Below are 17,025 nucleotides of genomic sequence, written 5' to 3'. Positions count from 1 at the left end.
AAGCTCTGGTTACTCAGGCGCAATCTTTTCCAGCAGCTCTCTGATCTGACGCAACTGTTCGGATGTGCCCTTCACGTATAGCTTACGGGCCTTGTTATCGACACCAATGATCGGCATCTTTCCCGGCTTGTCCGAATCATTCAGGTTAAAGAACTTCCGGATAAACGAAACAGCCTGTGGCACTTCTACAGTCAGGTCGATCACTTCAAAGGTAACGCCATCGTTGCGCTGGTCAGCGTCGATAACATTCAATAGCGAACTCACCTCCTGATGTGTGGCTGCGTTCGCCTCAACTATCAGAGCATTGGTTTGCTTGTCCACTTCCATGCGCACACGCGGACGATTGGCCAAGCGCTGCGAAAGTATGCGAAAGGCGAGCTCAACATCCGCCAACTTGAGTGGGTAGACTTTGGTTCCAACCTGTTTGTTCGCAGCGTCGGAATCGTCAATCTTCTTGGAGGGTGCGATCGTGCCATGCTGCGTATGACCATCGTCGGACTCTGCAATTTCAACTTTGCTGCTGCTGGGTAGCTTTATGATCGTCTTTGTTCCATCCGGGTTGATGATCGTGATTATGATTCCCAAGCAGATTCCGAAAGCTGCCCCCAGAAAACCTGAGGCTATTGCCACATAAGTCGGCACTGGACGATGCCAAAAAGGCTGCCGATTACGTGGTTGCGACAGAGCTGGAAGGTCTCGAGCGCTGTCGAGCTCTGGCGTTGACGTTAGCGTTCGGATTACAAGTTGCTTCAGGTTGCTGCCTCCACAGAAAGGAGTTAGTTTCTGAACGACTTCCGCGGGAGTTTGCGGTCGCGCTTCAGGTCGTTTGCTGAGCATGGCAGCCACCAGTCGATCGACTTCGATTGGTACGTCAGTACGCTTTTTGCGTAGACTCGCCGGTTCAGTCGAAACGTGAGCAGTCATTTTGGCAAAGGCCGTAGTATGTTGATCGTCGGCGAATGGTGCGCTGCCGGTTAGTAGTTTGGTAAAAGTAGCGCCTAGAGAATATATGTCGGCACGAATGTCGACACGGCGGCTGTCGACTACCTGTTCGGGTGAAATGTAATCGGCAGTACCCAATGTTTGCCCGGTACTGGTAACCTCAACCGACTCGATATCATCTAATTGCAAACGAGCCAGGCCAAGGTCGAGCAACTTCACTTCGCCTTCGCGACTGAGCATAATGTTCGATGGTTTAACGTCGCGATGCACAAAGCCCTCTGCCGATATGTAGGCGAGTGCTTCGGCAACTTGACGAACGATCTCGCATGCATCGGCGATGGCCAGGCGTCCCGAGCGGTGGATCAATTGTCGCAAGTCGAGACCATCAATATATTCAGTGACTAAGACGGCCTGGCCATCAATGTCTCGAGCGTCATGTGCGATGACGATGTTGGGATGCCGCAATCGCCCGATGGCACGCATCTCGGATTCGAAACGCTGACTGGCTCGACGGTCGCCAAGTCGGTGGCCGGCCAGGACCTTCAGAGCCACCAGTCGCTGCAGTTTACTGTGCCTGGCCAAGTAAACACGTCCCATGCCGCCGTTGCCCAACGAATGCAACACGTGATACTCGCCAACTCTCTGTGGCAACTGCGACTGATCCGCTTCATCGCCGCTATTGTGCTCCGTTGCCCACGCCAATGCCCCAAGTGCTTGGGCGATTCCCAACTCGCAGGCTGCCTCGGCATCAAAGACTTGGGAATTGTCCGTCTGGCGCAGCAGGGCAATTAGAGAATCTTGTGGGTCCTCCACCGTCTCCAGTTCCGCCTGACAGCGTCCGCAGGTTTCGAGATGTTTAAGTAGATCACTGCTCGCCTCATCGGGTAACAGTCCCAGGTAATACGCTTTGAGCCGCTCAGGCGCAGGACATAAGGTGGTCGTCATCTGCAAAGCTCCACTTACGAAGTCAGCTAATTCTCCAGTGCCATAATAGAAGAACGCTCAAGCCCTGACACTATTTTTTATGGAGCAACAACCTGTTATCCTAAAAACATGAACGAGCCGCCGAACATACCCAACTCCGTCGAGATACCCACCCTATCAACAACTTTATTGGGGAAGGTGCAAAGCATGGATTCGGCGGGATGGAGCCGACTGGTCCTTGTGTTTGCACCCATCGTTTATCGCTGGTGCCGATGCTCGGGCATACGCGAGGCGGACGCGCCGGATATTGTGCAGGATGTTTTTGTCACCGTAGCTCGGAGCATTGGAAAATTCGAGCGACGGAGCGAGCGAGGTAGCTTTCGCGCTTGGTTAGCGACCATTACCCGCAGTCGAGTCCATGATTTTCTGCGGCGCGAAGCGCGTCATCCAAAATCCGTCGGTGGATCAGATGCTTGGGATCAGTTGCAAAATGTGCCAACTGATTTGGAGTCGTCTATATCTCTAGAAGGCATCGAATCATCAGTGGCTCGACGAGTCATGCGTATTATTGAGTCGGAATTTGAAGCAGTGACCTGGCAGGCTTTCACAATGACGACCATGGAAGGCTTGTCGCCCAGTGTTGTGGCTGAGCGACTGCAGATCTCGCTGTCCAGCGTCTATCAGGCCAGAACACGTGTGCTGCGCAAGCTGAGACAGCGGCTAGGTGAACTGGAAGCTTAAGCAGTAACTACGCCGGCGGCGAGCAAGGCGGCGCTGGCGGCCTCTAAGATTCTGGCTTTGACTTCGTCTAATTCACCTTCGACAAAGGCACCGGCCGCAGCCTTGTGTCCTCCGCCGCCGAATTGGCGGGCCAGTTGATTGCAGTCCACAATACAACGACTGCGGAAGCTAACTTTAAAGCCGCCCTTAAGTTGCTCAATCATGATGAAAGCCAGCTTGGTACTGGCGATCGCCAAGGTCAAGTTGATGGCATCTTCGGTATCGCTAGGTAGCGCACCGGTCTGATCGAAATCTTCTTTGAGCACATACGTATGCACCAGAACGCCGCTGTGTTCAGATTGAACTCGCGATAGTATTCGCCCGCGCAATCGCACTCTGCCGAGTGTATCGCGTTCGTATAGATCGCCATAGATGTCTGCCGGCAGTGCGCCCGACTCGAGCAGTCGCGCGGCCACGCGATAAGTTTCGCTAGTGGTCGAAGCAAAGCGGAACCACCCCGTATCGGTGGCGATGGCGGCGAACAAAGCGGTAGCCATTGGTCTCGTAATTTTGACGCCCATCTCATCGGCCAGGCGGGTGACCAGGTGCCCAGTCGCTTCGGCACCAGTGTCTTTGAAGAACTCGGCCCCCAAATCGTCTTCACCCACATGATGATCGATGACGATCTTGGTGCTCGGAAAGCGGCGCATGACGTCGGCCATAGGACCGAGCTGAGCCCAGGCGCTCGTATCCAGGACGATCAGCGCGTCAGCCGTAATTTCGTTGGCGGAAACATGATCGCCGACAACTTCGATCGTTTGAGCTGGATCGAGGAACGCCAGGTTCGGAGGTGTGGGATGGCCATTGATGATCCGCACTCGTTTGCCGAGCTGTTGCAGGATGCCGGCCATGCCTAATTCGCTGCCCAAAGCGTCGCAGTCGGGTCGAATATGGCTGGTCAAAACAAAACTCTGATGCGCCTGAAGGCGTTGAGCGAGGCGAGGCCAATCGACCGACATACTAAGGACCAATCTAAAGGTATAAGTAAGACTAAGGAAGTGCCAGCTGAGCACATCGCGACCACCGCCGCATCGCTAAAGCCGTCAGCACCTGAACGAGTTGTACAACTAACCGGGCTCGCTCGCAATCCGCACACACTGGGCCACGTCGCTTTGCAACTGAATCTTCAGCGCATCGACGGACGAGAATTTCTGAACATCACGCACCTTGGCGAGCACCTCGACCTGCAGTGTTCGACCATATAGCGACCCCTGCCAGCCAGGCAAATGCACTTCGACCTTCGGTTCGCTTTCAGCAAACGTTGGGTTGGGACCAATATGAATTGCAGCGGGCCACGGGGTGGGTTCCACGCCCAACACTCGCCCTGCATACACCCCCAGGGCCGGCAAAAGCACAGGAGTCGAACCTAGGTTGGCAGTGGGGAAACCAATCGTTCGACCGCGAGCCGCGCCACTGACCACTTCGCCTTCGATGCGGTACGGTTCCAGCAACAGTTGGTTGGCTACGTCGATTTGACCAAGAGTAACCAACTCGCGAATGCGCGTGCTGGACACCACTCCCAGTTCCGATTCCACCAGCTGCATTACATGCAAGCGAATGCCGGCCTGTTGGCTCAGATGCCCCAGTAGGTCGATATCACCGCCACGTGCGCGGCCAAAACAAAAGTTTGGACCTTCCACGATCACCCTTGCACCCACGCGACGTACGATGATCTCGTCAAAGAATTCGCTTGCCGACAAATTCAAAAACTCACGCGTCGTGGGAAAAGCCAGTAAGCCATCGGCGCCCAATTGGCCAAACAGTTCCGCGCGGCGCGAAAGCGTCGTCAGCGGTTTAATGCGAGGGCGATCTGGAAACAGGACTGCTCCCGGTGGCGGATCGAAAGTGCACACCAGCGCCGGGCCCGATACTTGCCGAGATAGCGCCACCAGTTGTTCGACTAGCGCTACATGCCCCACGTGCACCGCATCAAAGTTACCGATGGCCAATCCGCCTCCGCAAACTTGCGGCGGCAATTGGTCAAGCGCCATATACAAACGCGACATGCTGAAATTAATCAATCTTCGGAAGGTGGGAAAGCGAGCATTTAGGGCAGGGACTAAAGGAGTGCGCAGTCATGGGTCAGACAAACATGGCCAAAAATCCTAGAACAGGGCAGAGCGCAGGGCAGGGGAGGGCAGGGGGGCTCATTTGTACCATCTTCCCGAAACAGCTTCGCCACCATTGGGTGTTATTAAACCATCGAGCATTTGCTTAGTGACATCGCCCGGCAAAAATATTGGCTCGCCATCAGCTGTGACGGCCGTCGCACCTTGTTGATGCGTACCGCCAATGCCACCGAGCATACCTACAGCCGGTCGCAACGTTGCAAAGTCTAGGTCAGCCGGTTCGGTCCAAGCGCGGATGCGATTATTGGTCTCGACCACCAGCAGAGTATTGCTGCCGCCATCGCCAATTGCGCTGGGTGCCAAAGGACCCGTTGGCGGGAACAGCGTTTGCGCACCAGTGACCAGCATATAACTTGATTCCCCAACCGCCACGTTTGTATTGCCAGGGCTAACATAGACAGCCGGAATCATCGCTTGCACGTGCGAGTTCTCAGCCGCGTTCCAGGGCTTGGTCAAATCGTAGGAGTCATATAGCTTACGTTCGCCCAAATACGGCAGAATCAAAACTCGCCAGCTATGCATGGGCGCACCCGCTGCGTCCCGAGTGATCGGTGGCGGATAGGTTCCATAATCAGCTGCATACTCGTTGAGAGCTTTGGCTATACGTTTGAGATTTTGTTTGCAGACAGTCACATTGCGCTGGGCCCGCAATTTCAAAAGAGCGGGACTGGCGAGCCAAAAAATAATAATCACTAGCGGCAGAGCGGCTGCGGAGTACAGGACACTCCGAATGGCCCAGCGTGGTATCCTCCTGGCAGGCTGCAATTGGACCACAGTTGGTTCATAGCGGTCTTGCACCGGCGCGATGTCGCTGCGGCGCGGAGGGGGCGGGGCAGGGATGGTAACTTGTTTACCACAACCGACGCACGGGCCCGCCTGGCCGCTCAGCTGTTCGCTGACCAGAGTTTTGTGCAAACAATAAGGACAAGTGAAATAGAATGGCATGGCAAACATGAGGGCGAAACTGAAGAAGCCACCGAGGGCTTGAAGTGCTCACCATTTTACCATGAAACCAACAAGGGCAGGGGAGGGCTCATGCGCGCAGTTATCCAACGCGTTCGTTCCGCAGATGTCACTATTGAAGGCCAGATTGTGGGAGCTATCGAACAGGGAATGGTCGTGCTGCTGGGAGTCGAAACTGGTGACACGGCCAAGGACCTGAAGTGGCTGGCCGAAAAGGTGGTCGGACTGCGGATCTTTAGCGACGAGCAAGACAAAATGAACCTCGCACTGGGCGATGTCTGTGGCAGCGCTTTAGTCATCAGTCAATTCACCTTGCTCGGTGATGTCCGCAAAGGCAAGCGGCCAAGCTTCATCGCCGCCGCCGAGCCTGTACTGGCCAAGCAACTGTACGAGGAGTTCTGCGTTCAAGTAGCCAGTTCGGGAATCCGCGTCGCCACCGGCGTCTTCGCCGCTGACATGCAAGTGCGCTTGATCAACGACGGACCAGTAACCCTGGTAATCGATTCCCGCTAAGCCGAGGGCGTTAGCCCCGGTTCCTTGGAGTGCTTCGGCGTTAGCCGTAGCTTTGATGTAATAACCCAACGGTACCGAAGCCTGCTCGAACTAGGTGACATCAGACTTTCAGAGCGACTCAGGCTGCGGCAAGTGACTTTACTTACATCAAAGCGGTGCCAGATGGCACCGCACTCCAAAGTCGTGGACCGTGAGCGTTAGTTAACGCAATACGCCTTCGGTGACTAACTTCCAGAGTTCCGTCGCTGTGTGCGGGACGTTGGATGTGTAAGGTGCAAAGCGACTCATGAAGGCATGATCTTGATAAACCAGGTAGGACAAACACGCGAGCTTGAAATAGGTCGAGAAGTTTGCCCAACGGTCTTTGCCCCAAAACTTCAGCGCAGTACCAAACGATGATTTGAATTTGTATTGGCCGCGTTTGAAATCGACGCTCCAGATTTCATCCAAGATTAAATGGCTCATAAAGCCGAGCACGACCGCAAAAGTTTTGAACATGCGTAACGTGACGTCTTCACAATCCATTACCAAGAAGGCAATCATGCCTACGACCAGCGCCGCGGGAATACTGTGCCACATGCCGCGATGAACTGTGAAGCGCCGGAAGATCTCGGTCAGTCCGAATCGGATCATGATGTATAACACGCCCGCAGCGAGCACCATCGTTTCGTGGCCCCAACCGAAGCGCTCAAAGCGTTCGACCATCAGCATGGGGACGACGGCTGCAGCCAAGGTCGTCGCTTCGCGCAGCGGTCGCCCCGAATCGCTGTCTAAATCGGGCAACATGCCACTAACGCTGCACAGCCCCCCTGCCACAACGCAAGTTGGAATCGGCAGTCCATAGCTGTAGCCAACTGCTCCATAGATTGCGCCAGCGATCGTGCTGGTAATCATATGTGTGCGAAAGTCAGCCATGGTGTCCCAAGTTTTTGAGTGTGCTGGAAGGTGACTCGAGAACACTACGAAAATCGACTGGCTGGCTCAAGACTGAAAATTTGGCGGGCCAGAAATGCTATTGGGCTGCGACTGGCGTTTTGCTACAACCCCCTGCACTTCGTATCGACTGCCCGTTACAGGACGTTTTGAAGGAACAGCATCCGATGCAGGCTTACGACCTGATCATGATTATTGTGTTAGCCGTGGCCACGCTGCTGGGCGCCATCAAAGGCTTTGCCTGGCAAGTTGCCTCATTGGCTTCGATTCTGGTCAGCTACCTGGTGGCGGTGAATTTTCGTTTTGACTTGGCGAAGATGATTCAAGCGGCGCCGCCGTGGAACATGTTCTTGGCCATGTTGATTCTGTACGTCGGAACGTCGTTTGTGATCTGGGTCGGATTCCGACTGCTGAGCAGCGCCATCGATGGCGTGCGTTTGAAGGAGTTCGACCGTCACTTGGGAGCGGCCTTTGGGCTGGCCAAGGGTGCGATCCTGTGTTTGTTGATCACCATGTTCGCCATGACGCTGCTGGGTCCCAAGCAACAAGAAGCCATTTGTCGATCGAAGTCGGGTTACTACATTGCCAGCGCGCTGGACAACGCTGGCGGCGTCTTACCGAAAGAGCTGCATGATGTCGTGGGCCCGTACCTGGATCGGCTCGACAAACAGCTCCACCAACAGTTCCCAGCAGGCGCTGAGCAGAATGGGTCCTGGAACTGGGCAGGCGTCGGCCAAGCTGTTCCCGGTGGCCAGGCCGTAGCAGAGCAAGCCGGCTCGGGCTTCGGATCTAGTTTAGGAGCCGGACTGGGATCGATGTTCGGGGGAGCGGCCGGTCAGACTCAGCCGGAGCAGGGGGCCAACAGCGGATCGAGTTTCTGGCCGAACCAACCATCGATGCCGGCGCTGCCGTCGATCCCGACACAGTTTCCGACTCAGCCACAGCTTCAACAGCAGTTCCAGCAACAGTTCCAGCAACAGTTCCAACAGTTGCCTCAGAACTTGCCGCCGGTGATTGCGCCGCCGCCGGGATCGTTTGGTCAGACTCCGCCAGGCAACGACGGATTGCAACAAGCGCAGCTGCCGCAACTGCTGCCACCGCTACGGTAACAACCGCAAGCGTAGCGGAAGCCGTCGTAGCGGAAGCCGTCAAGGCTTTCGAAATGCTTGACGCATTCCGCTACGAGGACGAAATGCTTGACGCATTCCGTTACGGAGTCAGGCAGGGACGAAATGCTGGACGCATTCCGCTACGGCACAGCTATGCGCATTTCCCAGGGAAAACCGGGGGCGAAACCGAACATAAGAAACATTATCGGACGTTCGTTTCTGGCGATTTCAGGCGGTAGAGTCCGTGATTAGAGACGGCCAATGGAGACTGCAAGCGACTGGTGACCACGTAGGAGACCACGTAGGAGACCACGCAGTAGACCAGCCGCACGCCACGCACAAATTGCAGCGACGCTGTTAAGCTTCCACTTCGATGAACTGGCCCATGGCGCGGAACTTGTCGTAGCGGCCAGTAATCAAGTCGTCAGGTGACTTCTGCTTGAGCTGCGCGAGCGTGCGCAACAGATAACTCTTCATGCGCGCGGCCATCTGATGATGATCGCGATGCGCGCCGCCCAGCGGCTCTTCGATCACGTCGTCGATCACGCCGAGCTGTTGCAGATGCGCCGAGGTGAACTTCAGCGCCTCGGCGGCTTGCGGCGCGAACTGGTGACTCTTCCACAAGATCCCGGCGCAGCCTTCAGGACTGATCACCGAGTAGTAGGCAAACTGCAAGACGGCGATCCGGTCGCCAACGCCAATTCCGAGAGCTCCGCCTGAGCCACCTTCGCCGATTACGATACAGATGATCGGCGTCTTCAACTGGCTCATCTGGAACATGCTCTCGGCGATGACCTGAGCCTGGCCGCGCTCCTCGGCGCCCACGCCCGGATACGCTCCCGGCGTGTCGATGAAGCAGACGATCGGCAATCCGTACTTTTCGGCCAGCCGCATCTTGCTCATCGCCTTGCGATAACCCTCGGGATGCGCGCAGCCGAAGTTGCATGCCGAACGCTCTTTGTACGTGCGACCTTTTTGATGGCCCACGATCATGACCTTGTGCTGATCGATCTTGGCCCAGCCAGTCACCACGGCGCGATCGTCACCGAAGTGCTTATCGCCGTGCAGTTCGACAAACTCGTCGAATGCCAGTTGCAAGTAGTCGCGTGTGTATGGCCGATTCTTGTGACGAGAGACCTGAACGATCTGCCATGGGTTGAGCTGCGAATAGGTCTCGCGCGTCACGGAGATCAATCGATGTCGCAGATCGATCAACTGCTTTTCAATCGGCTCGGTACGAGGTTCGATCTTCTCCAGTTCAGCGATCTGCTGCTCGAGCTGAACGATCGGTTCTTCGAACTCTAATCCGGCGTGTGCTTTGTCCATGGTCGGCGTGTATGGTCAGGTGTGTATGGTTAAGTGGTGTGTGAGCTTCAGTATTAAGCGAAGATGCTGGTGTTGGGAATGCGTGGCGGTTTCTTGAAGATGCGAACCGTGCGCACTTGCTTGAGAACTTCCCACATCGATGGCAAACGGTCTTCAGGTTTCTTGGCCAGCAAGCTCTTCAGGAAACCCGCGAACTCGTTGCTGACGTTATCGTTGAGAACTTGCGGCGACGGGATCGCACCCGAGATGTGTTTGTTGAGCAGATCACTGGGACTGCTACCTGTATACGGTGGTTTACCCGTAACCAGCTCGAACAACATGCAACCAAAACTGTAAACGTCGGCGCGTTGATCAAGCGTTTGTCCGCGGATCTGCTCGGGCGACATATAACTCATCGTACCTTGAACGTTTTTCACTTTGCCGCTGAAGAGTTTAGCCAGGCCCGTTTTCATCTTCTGCGAGATTGCAAAGTCGACCAGTTTGATGTCCCCATCTTTGTTGACCAAGAAGTTATCGGGCTTGACGTCGCAATGGACGAAGTTCTTGCTGTGCATATACGACAGACCTTCGGTCGAGCGCACGATTATCTTGTCGAGCATGAAGGCGATGGAATCAACACCTTGCCTGAGCGAAGCTTTCAGACTCATGGTGCTAAAGAGCTCCATGGCCATGTATGGCACCTTGCCATCCATGTCCAGCTTGATCACTTTAATGATATTGGGATGCGACATCTGCTCAGCCACTTCGTATTCGTTCTTGAATAGCGCTAGCTGCGTTTTGTCTTCACGAAAGTCGGGCTTGAGCAATTTAATAGCGACGCGATCGGGTCCACCGCTATCGATGGCTTCCCATATTTGCGATGTGTTGCCCTGGTGAATGATTTTGCTGAGGCGATACTGGCCAAGTACTTTTTCCATAAATAAACCTAGCGCTGACCACTGGTCGGAAATTCGTCGAAGATACTGGTTTCAGGAATTCGCGGTGGTTTCTTGAAAATGCGCAGCGTGCGCATTACTTTCAAAACTTCCCACATTGACGCCAACCTGGCTTCGGGTTTCTTAGCCAGCATGGACTTTAATAAGGCTGCGAACTCTGAAGTTACATTGTCGTTGGCAACCAGCGGTGATGGTATCGCCGCTGAAATATGTTTATTCAATAATTCATTGGGGCTAGTTCCCGTGTAAGGTGCCTTGCCCGTTACTAATTCAAATAATACGCAGCCAAAACTATAAACATCGGCGCGTTGATCTAAGGCTTCGCCCTTGATCTGCTCCGGCGCCATATAGCTGAGGGTGCCCTGCACGTTTTTAGCTTTGCCACTGAAGAATCTCGCGATGCCGGTCTTCATCTTCTGCGAGATCGTAAAGTCGATGAGCTTGACATCGCCATCGCGACTGACCAGGAAGTTATCCGGTTTGACGTCGCAGTGCACGAAGCCTTTGCTGTGCATGTAATAGAGACCCTCGGTACACTGCTCGATGATCTTGTCCAGCATGTAAGCCAGAGATTCTGGCCCGCGGCGCAGAGCTTGTTTCATGTTCAGTTCGCTGAACAATTCCAAGGCGATAAACGGCGATGGCCCGTCCATGACCAGCTTGTGTACTTTGATGACGTTGGGATGGGACAGCTGGGCGGCAATTTCGTATTCGTTTTTCAGAAATGCCAGCTCATTCTTGTCGTTCTTCATGTCGGAACGCAAGACTTTCAGCGCATATCTCGCATTGGTGGCGTTCTCGATCGCTTCCCAAACCTGGCAGGAGTTTCCGGCGCGAATCAATCGAGCCAAGCGGTAGGGACCGAGAAAGTCACGAACTTTTGTCACGGAAAGTCACTTTTTGGTTGGTTCATTTAACAAGAGGCCCAACTTGCCATAATAAGCCAAACCTGCCCCAATCGGAAGCGTGCCTATGTCGGCTTTCGCTCCGCGAAAGGCAATTTCCTCATTGTCTTCTGGCGCTCCGCGAAACGCAGTTTTCGGGTTCCCCTGTTCATCTATCTGCAACCCACGCCTCTCGCGGAGCGAGAGGAGACTATGGACTGCCTTTCGCGGAGCGAGAGGAGACATACAGCTGGCGGATCTTTTGCGTCATGACCTCGTGACGGAATTGGTCGGTGAACCGCTCGGCTCCCCCCTGCCCTAACCTGGCTCGCAACCCACTATCACCAGCCAACGCTAGCATCGCGTCAGCCAGTTCAGTTACTGCTTGCGGCTGAATAAGAAAACCAGTTTGACCGGGCAAGACAACTTCGCGCGCGCCGTCTATGTCGTAGCTGATTACTGGCAAGCCGGCAATCAACGCTTGAGGCAACGTACGCGCCAAACCTTCGCGAAGACTCGTATGCACCAGTCCATCCATCGCTCCCAGGTAATAGGGAATTCGCTCGGGCTGGACCAGCCCCGCAAAGATAAAGGCATGTTGCAGACCACGCCGCGAAATCTCTGCAGTCAAGGCAGCCCGCAAGACGCCATCGCCGACAAGCAAGATCCGCACCTTGGGATTCTGGGCTATGACACGCGCCGCTGCGTCGATCAGATACTCGTGCCCTTTTAGAGGAAAGAGACGCGCAATCTTGCCAAAGACGATTTCATCTGGGGCAATGCCTAACTCCTGGCGAGCCGCCGTGCGAAATTGCGCCGCGTTCTGAAACGGCTCGACCTTCATGCCCGAGTAGATGGTGGTGAATTTCGATCGCGGAGCCACACCGGCGGAGACCATCAATTCCGTCATCGCGTCGGCCACGCAAATCATGTGATGACAGCGCCGCGCAGCCCAACGCTCGCAGGCAATAAAGAATCGCCGAGCGGCGGCAGATTGATAGGGATGAAATGGCGCGCCGTGTACCGAATGGATCACCACTGGCACTCGACGACTCCAGGCCGCCGCGCGACCGAGCAAACCACCTTTGGCGCTGTGTGTATGAACCACATCGGGCTGATAGCGATCGATCAAGTTCTTGAGAGCTGTATACGCTTTCCAATCATGCAGCGGATGAATATTGCGACGGAGCGCGTCAAGCGTTTCAATGGCTAGCCCCCCTGCTCTGCCCTCTTGCAACAAACCGCCTTCGGGGCCCTGCTCCGGTCCTGTTACCAGCAGCACCTCATCCCCATAGATGCGAATCAAGTCGAGACAGTTATAGAGTGTGTTCTCCTGGGCACCACCGATGATCATGCGCGTGATTACGTGCATTATGCGCATGGCGGCTGATCCTCGAAGCGGATGCGCAGCAGACAGAGGCCGCTGGCCGGCGCCGTTTGTCCGGCTGCCCGACGATCACCACCCAGCAAGACGTCTTGTACCCAAGTCACAGGCTTGCGACCACGGCCAACTTGCACCAATGTCCCCACGACGTTGCGTACCATGTTGTAGAGAAAGCCATCAGCTTCGATCTCGATGGTAATTCGTTGACCATCCAAATGCGGTTGGCAGTCAATATCTATTGCACTGACGGTGCGCACCGTACTGACGCGCGGACTTCCGCTGGACTGGAAGGCCACGAAATCATATTTACCAATCAAGTAGCTGGCGCCGGCTCGCATGGTATCGATATCCAATAGCTTCTTGACCCACCAGGAGTGATGGCGATCCAAGGGACTCGATACGCGCGCTGCATACACGGTGTAGCGATAACGCTTCGATAGGCAGTCGGTCAACGGATTGAAACTCATCGGCACTTGCTCGGCCGCGCGGACGATGACATCGTCGGGCAAGTGCGAGTTAATGGCCAGTGGCAGATTGCTGGCTGGCGCCTTCCAATGAGTTGAACGAAAGGTAGCGCACTGCCCCAGCGCGTGAACGCCAGCATCGGTGCGACTAGTCGCCAAGAGCGTTACTTTGGGCGCGCCGGTAACCAGGCGGATCGCGTCTTCCAATGTCGCTTGCACGCTGCGCGCGGTAGCCTGGCGCTGCCATCCATAAAATGCAGCGCCATCGTAAGCGATGATCAACTTGAAACAACGCTGTGCTGTCAGTCCCCCGCCCTGCCCTGCAGCATCCGTAGTGGACTGGCCGCTATTGGTTATAGCTGACGAGTCCTCGTCGCTGCCAGTTTCAGTCCATGATTCAGCGTCACCAGACTCTGCATCCAGTGTCGGCTGATGCGGCGAGTTAGATGACTCAGGCTGGCACATTGGCCATCTTGTCGGCAAGGAGTTTACCGATTTGTACTGCATTGGTCGCAGCACCTTTGCGCAAGTTATCGCTTACGCACCAGAAGCTGATGCCATGCACGTTGGTCAGATCCTTGCGAATGCGACCGACGAAGACATCAGGTTTGTCGGCGCAGTCGCGAGGCATGGGATACTGCTTGCCTGGCAGATCGTCGAGCACGGTAACTCCGGGCGCACCGGCGAACAATTCACGAATGCGGTCCAGCGAGAGAGGCTCGGCAGTCTCGCAATAGATTGATTCGCTATGACCAATCATCACCGGTACGCGAATGCAAGTGGCATTGATGGCGATCGAGTCATCACCCATGATCTTGTGCGTCTCGTGGACCATCTTCATCTCTTCTGAGGTGAAGCCATCCTGTTTGTGCGAACCGATTTGCGGAATGAGATTGAAGGCAATCGGGTATGCAAACATCGATGGCTGACCGACGCCACCGGCTAGTGCCGCCTTAGCGCCATCGGCCAGTTCGGATTGGGCAGCCAGACCAGCACCGCTAACTGCCTGATAGGTGCTGACGATGACGCGACGAATCCGAGCCGCATCATGCAAGGGCTTGAGAGCGACGACCATTTGTGTCGTACTGCAGTTGGGGCTGGCGATGATGCCTTTGTGATTGTGGATGGCTTCTGGATTGACTTCGGGAATGATCAGAGGCACGTCGGCATGCATGCGAAAGTACGCGCTCTCATCAACCACGATGGCGCCGCGCTGGACGGCCCAGGGCACAAATTCAGCCGCGACTTCGTCGGGCGTGCTGGCGATTACCAAATCAACTCCTTCGAAGGCCTCGGGTTTCATCTCTTCGATGGTGATCAGCCGGCCGGCGACTTCGACTTTTTTGCCAGCCGAACGAGCAGAGGCCAGCAATTTCAGGTGTTCGTAAGGGAGACCGCGCGAGACGATTTCTTCTAGAACGATGCGTCCCACGGCGCCGGTTGCGCCCACTACTGCCAAAGTCTTGATCACCATGTCTCCTTCGTTGCCGCTAAATGCGAAAGTACAGAATCTCATAATTTTACTTGAGGCGGGCCGAAGGGCAAAGTGCAGCCTAGCCTAACTGGATCTGCCGACCGAGGCATTCCAGCAAAAATTCCCAGATCTCGATCTGCCGAGCAGCCTCTTCGAGATCCTTGCCCCAAGTGTAAATGCCATGGCCACGAATCAAATAGCCATGCCCTATCCCCTTCTGAGCGTGCATCGCGGCGACTTGTTCGGCCAGGATCGGAATTTCTTGCGTATTATCGAAGATCGGCAACCACTCGCGATGTTCATGAGTCTTGACCCCGCTGAGGCCTTTGAGCATCTCGAAACCTTCGAAAAGAATACCGCCCTGAGCGAAAAAACGCTGACTAAGCAGCGTTGACCAGATGCTGTGCGTGTGCAAAACAGCACCGACATCGGCAAACTTCTGGGCGGCTATGCAGTGCAGTAGCGTTTCAGCCGACGACTTGGGCTGGTTGGGTAGAGTCGCTGCGCCGTCAGCACCCACTAAAACAAAGTCATCGCTGCGTAACCGACCTTTGTCCTTGCCGCTGGCCGTCACGAGCAATAGCAGCGGGTCCCGCTCGACAATCACGCTGTAATTGCTGCTGGTCCCCAGCGACCAACCGCGTTGCCAGAAGATATGGCCCGCACGCCGCAGCCCTTCAACTTGTTCAGCATAGGGCAACAGATGCGACGGCACGGCCATCTCAGTTGGATTGAACATGACTAGATTCCCAGGTGATAGCAACAAAACCTGAGATAGTGTAGGCCGACTTGTTGTCGCGGAAAAGGTAGGTCGCTCGGCTTAAGTCCGTCGCCTGCGGATATCGGAATCGTCGAAGGCGTCGTTGACATCAACTCCCCGCGTGTAATCGTTGATGCGATTGACAACCAACAATGCATCCAGAGCGCTTACGATGCGATCGTCGTTCGTGTCGAGATTCAGCAATATATCGTCGGCGCCGTGGCCGACGCCATGGGCATTCAGTTGGTTGATCACCAACAAGGCATCCAGGGCAGTGATCTGTCCATCATCGCTCGAATCCAACCAGGTATCAGGTGACAACAAACCGGTAGAGTTGCTTGTTGGTCCAGACGAGGTGTCGGATGAGGAAGTGGTCGAACTTCCTAAACTCAACTTTAGCGAATATTGACTAACAGAGTTAGAAATGCCACGTGCTCGCACATAAAAGACATCGCCCGCCGAAACGTTAAATGAACCGGCCGTAACTCCATCGCGAGGCTCGGATTCAAAGAGCTTGATTCCTGTTGGCGTTTCGATGCTCACTTTAATATTCGTGGCGCCCGTGTCGATGGAGACCGTTCCGGTACTACCAGCCTCGACGCGAAAGAAGTCACGATCGCGTTTGGAAGCTGCACCTGTCAGCGTCAACTCAGCTGAGCTTGAGAGGTTGGCACCGGTCGCGGTGCTGGTGCGGTCGTTGGGTTCGACTTCGGCCCCTGAACTGCTCGAGCTCGAATTGTTGTTATTGCTATTGTTATTGCTATTGTTATTGTTCTGCGAGTTGCCGCCGATGGAAGTCCCGAGGGCTTCGAGCAACACATCGTAAGTGGCCGCCGACTTTTCAGTACTTCGCATCCGTAACAAATAGGTTTCGCCGGCCTGCGCCTGCCACTTACCTGACAGGAGACCATCGTTGGGTTCGGTCTCGAAGACTTGCGAACCCGAACGAGTTTTGATCTCCAGTTTGACGTTGGCGGCCGCACTAGCGTTAACGGACACAGCCATTTGCGCCGGCGCGGTGAAGGCAAAATAGTCTTTATCGTCTTTGCTCTGCGAGGTGCCTTGCAGTCGCACCTGTTGGTTGGCGACCAGGGCGAAGCTGGTCGGTTGGCTTTCTGAATTGTTGGGCTCGACTTCAGGAATAATGTCCGCCGCCAGCAATTGTCGGACGTCCAGACGCTCCAAGACCATTCGACGAGTCAAACTGTGGTTACCGTGACGCATGTTTATCCCCTAAACGAAGTGTTTCGCACTAAAGTCGACCGATCAGTCCCGTCGGTTCTCCCAATAAAGGATCGGAATTCAGAGCTGTTGACCGCCATCGCGGCGCGATAATCCATTTTGTTGATGAAGCCGACAAAATTTTTGCGATAATGGCGGTTTGCCCTGCCCTACTCCGCTCCAGGCCATTGAGCGTATTGCGAATCTCTCTTCAATACTGAGCTTTAACACGGGAATTGATTGGGTTGGCGTCGGAATTCGGCCGGCCCCTGCGGTGCGTGATG

16 protein-coding genes are annotated in these 17,025 nt (G+C 55.1%); 3 read left to right on the top strand and 13 right to left on the bottom strand.

The window, feature by feature from the left end:
- Positions 1-9: 9 nt before the first annotated feature.
- The gene (locus SH573x_RS03975; RefSeq protein WP_479353037.1) at positions 10-1,887 is read right to left on the bottom strand and encodes a serine/threonine protein kinase; all 1,878 of its coding nucleotides are present in this window, start codon (positions 1,885-1,887) and stop codon (positions 10-12) included.
- Positions 1,888-2,073: 186 nt separating this feature from the next.
- On the opposite strand from SH573x_RS03975, the gene SH573x_RS03970 reads away from it, so the two are divergent.
- Positions 2,074-2,607 carry an RNA polymerase sigma factor gene (locus tag SH573x_RS03970; RefSeq protein ID WP_479353036.1) on the top strand — a complete coding sequence of 178 codons (534 nt, stop codon included), beginning with the start codon at positions 2,074-2,076 and terminating at the stop codon, positions 2,605-2,607.
- On the opposite strand, the gene SH573x_RS03965 is transcribed toward SH573x_RS03970, so the two are convergent.
- From SH573x_RS03965 to SH573x_RS03955, 3 genes are all read right to left on the bottom strand, one after another.
- The gene (locus SH573x_RS03965) at positions 2,604-3,605 is read right to left on the bottom strand and encodes a DHH family phosphoesterase (RefSeq protein WP_479353035.1); all 1,002 of its coding nucleotides are present in this window, start codon (positions 3,603-3,605) and stop codon (positions 2,604-2,606) included. The genes SH573x_RS03970 and SH573x_RS03965 overlap by 4 nt on opposite strands.
- 108 nt (positions 3,606-3,713) lie before the next feature.
- Complete coding sequence (gene ribF / locus SH573x_RS03960; protein ID WP_479353034.1) at positions 3,714-4,652, bottom strand: riboflavin biosynthesis protein RibF; 939 nt, start codon at positions 4,650-4,652, stop codon at positions 3,714-3,716.
- Between the two features lie 141 nt (positions 4,653-4,793).
- Positions 4,794-5,720: a DUF1559 family PulG-like putative transporter gene (locus SH573x_RS03955; RefSeq protein WP_479353033.1), complete on the bottom strand. Its 927-nt coding sequence runs from the start codon at positions 5,718-5,720 to the stop codon at positions 4,794-4,796.
- A 90-nt stretch (positions 5,721-5,810) separates the two neighbouring features.
- Between SH573x_RS03955 and dtd the strand changes: the two genes are divergently transcribed.
- Positions 5,811-6,251, top strand: a complete 441-nt coding sequence (dtd, locus tag SH573x_RS03950) for a D-aminoacyl-tRNA deacylase (protein ID WP_479353032.1) — start codon at positions 5,811-5,813, stop codon at positions 6,249-6,251.
- A gap of 201 nt (positions 6,252-6,452) precedes the next feature.
- Here the strand turns inward: dtd and SH573x_RS03945 are convergent, their stop codons facing one another.
- Complete coding sequence (locus SH573x_RS03945) at positions 6,453-7,166, bottom strand: metal-dependent hydrolase (protein ID WP_479353031.1); 714 nt, start codon at positions 7,164-7,166, stop codon at positions 6,453-6,455.
- 185 nt (positions 7,167-7,351) lie between these two features.
- Between SH573x_RS03945 and SH573x_RS03940 the strand changes: the two genes are divergently transcribed.
- Positions 7,352-8,293 carry a CvpA family protein gene (locus SH573x_RS03940; RefSeq protein ID WP_479353030.1) on the top strand — a complete coding sequence of 314 codons (942 nt, stop codon included), beginning with the start codon at positions 7,352-7,354 and terminating at the stop codon, positions 8,291-8,293.
- A gap of 357 nt (positions 8,294-8,650) precedes the next feature.
- On the opposite strand, the gene SH573x_RS03935 is transcribed toward SH573x_RS03940, so the two are convergent.
- From SH573x_RS03935 to SH573x_RS03900, 8 genes are all read right to left on the bottom strand, one after another.
- The gene (locus SH573x_RS03935) at positions 8,651-9,619 is read right to left on the bottom strand and encodes an acetyl-CoA carboxylase carboxyltransferase subunit alpha (protein ID WP_479353029.1); all 969 of its coding nucleotides are present in this window, start codon (positions 9,617-9,619) and stop codon (positions 8,651-8,653) included.
- 53 nt (positions 9,620-9,672) lie between these two features.
- Positions 9,673-10,536: a serine/threonine-protein kinase gene (locus tag SH573x_RS03930; protein ID WP_479353028.1), complete on the bottom strand. Its 864-nt coding sequence runs from the start codon at positions 10,534-10,536 to the stop codon at positions 9,673-9,675.
- A gap of 8 nt (positions 10,537-10,544) precedes the next feature.
- The gene (locus tag SH573x_RS03925) at positions 10,545-11,441 is read right to left on the bottom strand and encodes a serine/threonine-protein kinase (RefSeq protein WP_479353027.1); all 897 of its coding nucleotides are present in this window, start codon (positions 11,439-11,441) and stop codon (positions 10,545-10,547) included.
- 208 nt (positions 11,442-11,649) lie between these two features.
- On the bottom strand, positions 11,650-12,819 hold the full coding sequence (locus SH573x_RS03920; RefSeq protein ID WP_479353026.1) for a glycosyltransferase family 4 protein: 1,170 nt from the start codon (positions 12,817-12,819) through the stop codon (positions 11,650-11,652).
- Positions 12,810-13,751, bottom strand: a complete 942-nt coding sequence (truA, locus tag SH573x_RS03915) for a tRNA pseudouridine(38-40) synthase TruA (RefSeq protein WP_479353025.1) — start codon at positions 13,749-13,751, stop codon at positions 12,810-12,812. Before truA ends, SH573x_RS03920 begins: the two co-directional genes overlap by 10 nt.
- Positions 13,738-14,757: an aspartate-semialdehyde dehydrogenase gene (locus SH573x_RS03910; RefSeq protein WP_479356640.1), complete on the bottom strand. Its 1,020-nt coding sequence runs from the start codon at positions 14,755-14,757 to the stop codon at positions 13,738-13,740. Before SH573x_RS03910 ends, truA begins: the two co-directional genes overlap by 14 nt.
- 82 nt (positions 14,758-14,839) lie before the next feature.
- Entirely contained in the window at positions 14,840-15,499 is a 660-nt protein-coding gene (gene mtnB, locus SH573x_RS03905; protein WP_479353024.1) for a methylthioribulose 1-phosphate dehydratase, read from the bottom strand.
- An 81-nt stretch (positions 15,500-15,580) separates the two neighbouring features.
- Entirely contained in the window at positions 15,581-16,744 is a 1,164-nt protein-coding gene (locus tag SH573x_RS03900; RefSeq protein WP_479353023.1) for a dockerin type I domain-containing protein, read from the bottom strand.
- Positions 16,745-17,025: the final 281 nt, after the last annotated feature.

This window comes from Rania fehmarnensis (assembly GCF_056494185.1).
The sequence above is the reverse complement of the archived record's forward strand: the minus strand, read 5'-3'. Positions and strand labels throughout refer to the sequence as shown.